The organism is Stenotrophomonas capsici (assembly GCF_034961085.1).
Lineage (GTDB): Bacteria > Pseudomonadota > Gammaproteobacteria > Xanthomonadales > Xanthomonadaceae > Stenotrophomonas > Stenotrophomonas capsici.
The window spans coordinates 1-4,185 of record NZ_JAYFUH010000123.1 but is presented as its reverse complement, the minus strand read 5'-3'; the positions used below and the strand labels follow the sequence as shown (position 1 = coordinate 4,185).

Sequence of the window (4,185 nt, the reverse complement as noted above, 5' to 3'; positions counted from 1 at the left end):
TCATCTGCGCCGGGTATTCCTCGCGCACCGGTACCGCGGCGGTGGTGTCGCTGACTGCGGACAGGTAGTTGCTGATCGCTGCGTCGTACTGGGCGACGCGGTTGAACGCGGCCACCGACAGCTCGAATCGCTTGGCGGCCGACAGCTTGCCGTCGTGGGCATTCAATTCGGCCAGCAGGGCGTCGTACTGGTCCGGGCTGGTGGCCACGGCGACGCGGGCGAAATTCTTCGCGGCGCTGCGCAGCATGGCCGGGCCGCCGATGTCGATGTTCTCCACCGCGTCGGCCAGGGTGCAGTCGGCCTTGGCGGTGACCGACTCGAACGGATACAGGTTCAGCACCAGCAGGTCGATCGGTGCGATGCCGTGTTCGGCCATCACCGCATCGTCGGTGCCTGCGCGGCCGAGCAGGCCACCATGCACCAGCGGGTGCAGGGTCTTGACCCGCCCGTCCATCATTTCCGGGAAGCCGGTGACATCGGAGACGTCGGTGACCGGCAGGCCGGCGTCGCGGATCGCCTTGGCGGTACCGCCGGTGGAGAGCAGCTCGACGTTGCGGGCGGCCAGGGCGCGGGCCAGTTCGACCAGACCGGTCTTGTCGGAAACGGACAGCAGGGCCCGGCGGACGGGCAGCAGATCAGCAGACATGGGGACAGGGGGCAGCGGAAGCGGGCCGGTATTGTAGCCGGGCCGTCACATCCGTGACCTGTGGCTGGGAGGTTGCATCTGCCGACAAGGGGCAGGTGGCGCCGAGCCATGCCCGGCGGAAGTACCCGGTGAACGCTTCAGCGCAGCGTGGCTGCGCGCGACCGGGGCGGGGCGGCTCAGGCCAGCCCGTATTCCTTGAGCTTCTTGCGCAGGGTGGCGCGGTGGATGCCCAGCAGCGCGGCGGCGCGGCTCTGGTTGCCTTCGCAATGGTTGAGAACTTCCACGAACAACGGGATTTCCATCTCGCGCAGGACGATTTCGTACACGTCATCGGCGTCACAGCCGTCCAGATCGCGCAGGTAGCGGCGGACGGACTGGGCGACGTGTTCACGAAGCGGCGGCTTTGCAGCGCCACGACTGATGTCAGGACGTGTGGGGGCAGCGTTCAAGGGAGTTCCCGCAAATTCGACGGAGTCGGGCGCGCTTGGCCCGGCGTGGGGGGAGGAGTCTAGCGCGTGGGCCGGCAGCCCGCCACGCCGTTGTTCCTCCAGTTACTGGAATTCGAAGCTGAAGGCGACCGTCGCGGCGGCCGGTTCGCGCAGCCGGAAGGACACCTGCGCGCTTTGTCCGGGCGCCAACCGGCCCTGCGCATCGGCAGCCGGGCCCAGGTACTCCGCCGGTTGCAGCGTGCGCCGGCCGATCACCCGGCCATCGGCGTCGGACAGCGACAGCCGCAGCGCTGGCCATGCCTGCTCCCAACGCGCTTCATTGCGGAAACTGGCCTGCACCTGCAGGACGCCCGGCTGGCCCGGCACCGGGCGGATCTCGCGGCTGAGCATGCTGTAGGCACTGGGCTCATGCCATGCCGGCAGGGTGCAGCGCAGCACCGTGCACAGGGCGCTGACAAGGGGGCGGGTGCCGGCATCGGCGGCAAGCCGGGCGCGGTCGGCGACCAGCACCTGCACCAGCAGCAACAGCCCCAGCGCGGCGACCACGCCCCATTGCCAGCGCGGCGTCGCACGCGGCGGTGCGCCGGCCTGGCGCTCGGTGCGCATGAAGCTGGGAGCGGTCACCGCAGGGGCCGGCGGGGCCGGTTCCTCGTCCAGCGTGTCGCTGTTGGCCTGTTGCGATGGAATGAGGTCATCGGCAACGGTGATATCGCCGCCCTCGTGCAGCGCCTGCGCGGCCTCCTGATCCGATGCGACGGGCGCAACGGGCTCCGCCGGGAGCGGTGCCGTGGCCGGTGCCTGGCCCTGCAGGAAGGTGGCCAGTGACGGTTGCGATGGCGTGGGTTTGTCGCTCATGTCAGGCGGTGACGGGGCAATGCGCCCATTCAAGCACGGCGCACGCCGGTGATGCGCATCCAGTCGCCGTCCTGCACCGCCTCAAGCTGGTCGAACCAGGCCGCATAGCGTTCCAGCAGTTCGCCCTCCTGGCCATGCAGGATGCCGGACAGGGCGATCCGCCCGCCGGTGGCCACGCGCGCGGCCAGCAGTTCGGCCAGGGCGTCCAGCGCCGAGGCCAGGATGTTGGCCACCACCACCGGATAGGTGGCGACCGGTTCGTCCTCGGGCAGGTAGGCGGCGATATGCACGCCGTTGCGCTCGCCGTTGTCGGCGGTGGCGATCAGCGCCTGCGGGTCGTTGTCCACGCCCACCGCCGCACCCGCGCCGAGCTTGAGCGCGGCCAGGGCCAGGATGCCGGAGCCACAGCCGAAGTCGAGCACGGTGCGGCCTTCCAGTTCGCCTTCGGCCGAGAGCTGGTCGAGCCAGCGCAGGCACAGCGCGGTGGTCGGATGGGTGCCGGAGCCGAAGGCCAGGCCCGGGTCCAGTCGCACCACGGCGGCGTCGGCGGCCTGTGCCGCTTCCGGCAGGTCATGGTTCCACGGCACGATCCAGGTGCGCTGGCCGAACGACATCGGCTGGAACTGGTCCAGCCAGGCGCGTTCCCAGTCCTCGTCCTCGACCGCGCGGAAGCTGGCGCTGCTCCAGTCCAGGCCCGGGTCGAATGCCTCCAGCGCGGCCAACAGGGCCAGGCCGTTGGTATCGGCCGGGAACAGCGCGGTCAGCACCAGGTCGTTCCACAGCGGGGTCTCGCCCACGCCCGGCTCCAGGATCGCGCGCTCGTTGCTGGTGTCGGCATCGGCGTCGAGCATGGTCACCGCCAGCGCACCCACGTCGTCGAGTGCATTCTCGTAACGGGGCTGGGTGGTTTCGGTGCAGCGCAGGGTGAGTTCGAGGAAGGGCATGGCGGGGGACGGCAGCGGCAGGACAGGGCACGCATCCTAGACGAGGCGGGCCCGGATTGCGCGCGGCCGGGGCTGTTGACATCCACACGCCAGTCCATTGCTACACTTGCGTCCTGCACTCGGCCGTCCTGTCCCTGCCTCCGGATGTTCTCCCTGCTTGCCAAAAAGCCCTGGTACCTGCTGGCGCTGCCCGTTGCGGTGCTGCTGGGCGTGCTCGGCTATCGCGGTGGCATCGGGCTGCATGCCGGCGGCGGTGGCAACGCTGAATTGGCGGCCGTCGGTGCCGGTGCGGAGGTGAGCACCGCCAACGGCTTCAGCAGCGGCCCGGCGCAGCCGGAAGTGGCCGCATCCACTGCGATCGGCCCCGGCCTGCCGGTGGACCTGCGTGCGGTGTTCGAGCGCGGGCGCGACCTGTACGCATTCGCCCGCGAGCTGCGTGCCGCCGCCGATGCCGGCGATGCGGAAGCGGCATGGATGGCCAGCCGCATTCATGATTACTGCGGTGTCTATGCGATGGACCCGCGCGGGTATGCGCTGGACAGCAGCACGCTGGCCAGCATGGGCCTGAGCGACGTGCCCGGCCTGAACGCCGCGCGTGAGCGCGTCAGCGTGGGCTGCGTGGGCTTCACCACCGCCGATGCGATCGGCCGTGGCGTGATCCTGCAGGAGCGCCAGCAGGCCGCCGCGGCCGGCAACCTGGCCGCCGAGGCCGCGCTGCTGGCGATGGGGGAGCCGCTCAAGCGTGATGCGGACTACCGCCGTGGCCTGGTCGAGCGCGTGCTGAACTCGCAGGATCCGGAAGCCTTCCTGGCGGTGTCCCCTGCAATGGGTGTCACAGCCGCCGGCGATGATGCCTACCGCGGGATGGTGGCGGGCGACCAGTTTTCCCAGCTGGCCTGGCAGGTTGCGGCCTGCCGGTTGGGGTTGGCCTGCGGGCCGAACAGCATGTTGATGACAAGCTATTGCGCCAACGGCGGGATCTGCTCCAAGGATCCAGGCCAGGATTTCGAATCGTTCGTGTATGACGCCGCCGTGCCACGGCAGAGCGAGGGAAGAATGAACCAGCTGGTAGACAGCCTGCGCGGTGCGCGGGGAGGTAAGCGATGAATTATCGTCAGTTCGTCCATGGAGCCAAATTCTGGGTCTGGGTGGTGTTGTTCGTTGCCTACTCCGCCGGTGCGGTGGGAGTGGTGCTGATCGATACCTACGAGGACCGTTACCGTGCGATGAGCAAGGTCAAGCTCACCACCGTGAAATCGGACCTCGACACCCGCCGCGCCGGTGCCAGCCA

At 69.4% G+C, this 4,185-nt stretch carries 4 protein-coding genes and 2 pseudogenes; 2 read left to right on the top strand and 4 right to left on the bottom strand.

Annotation, left to right across the window (positions count from 1 at the left end; translation table 11 throughout):
• The 4 genes and pseudogenes from purH to prmA form a co-directional block, all read right to left on the bottom strand.
• A pseudogene (gene purH / locus VA603_RS09575) lies at positions 1-646 on the bottom strand (bifunctional phosphoribosylaminoimidazolecarboxamide formyltransferase/IMP cyclohydrolase); the annotation flags it as partial.
• Between the two features lie 176 nt (positions 647-822).
• On the bottom strand, positions 823-1,095 hold the full coding sequence (fis, locus tag VA603_RS09570; RefSeq protein WP_132863360.1) for a DNA-binding transcriptional regulator Fis: 273 nt from the start codon (positions 1,093-1,095) through the stop codon (positions 823-825).
• 102 nt (positions 1,096-1,197) lie between these two features.
• Positions 1,198-1,950, bottom strand: a complete 753-nt coding sequence (locus VA603_RS09565) for a DUF3426 domain-containing protein (RefSeq protein WP_323438665.1) — start codon at positions 1,948-1,950, stop codon at positions 1,198-1,200.
• Between the two features lie 29 nt (positions 1,951-1,979).
• Positions 1,980-2,894 (bottom strand): 50S ribosomal protein L11 methyltransferase, encoded by a 915-nt coding sequence (gene prmA, locus VA603_RS09560; RefSeq protein ID WP_323438664.1) that lies wholly within the window; start codon positions 2,892-2,894, stop codon positions 1,980-1,982.
• Between the two features lie 144 nt (positions 2,895-3,038).
• Between prmA and VA603_RS09555 the strand changes: the two genes are divergently transcribed.
• Both VA603_RS09555 and VA603_RS09550 read left to right on the top strand, forming a co-directional pair.
• Complete coding sequence (locus tag VA603_RS09555) at positions 3,039-4,001, top strand: hypothetical protein (RefSeq protein WP_323438663.1); 963 nt, start codon at positions 3,039-3,041, stop codon at positions 3,999-4,001.
• Positions 3,998-4,185 (top strand): annotated as a pseudogene (locus VA603_RS09550) (hypothetical protein); the annotation flags it as partial. The gene VA603_RS09555 and the pseudogene VA603_RS09550, both read left to right, overlap by 4 nt.

Excerpts from the sequence above, each read along its gene's own strand:
- VA603_RS09555 (WP_323438663.1), top strand. The coding sequence starts at position 3,039 with ATGTTCTCCCTGCTTGCCAAAAAGCCCTGGTACCTGCTGGCGCTGCCC.
- prmA (WP_323438664.1), bottom strand. The coding sequence starts at position 2,894 with ATGCCCTTCCTCGAACTCACCCTGCGCTGCACCGAAACCACCCAGCCC.
- VA603_RS09565 (WP_323438665.1), bottom strand. The coding sequence starts at position 1,950 with ATGAGCGACAAACCCACGCCATCGCAACCGTCACTGGCCACCTTCCTG.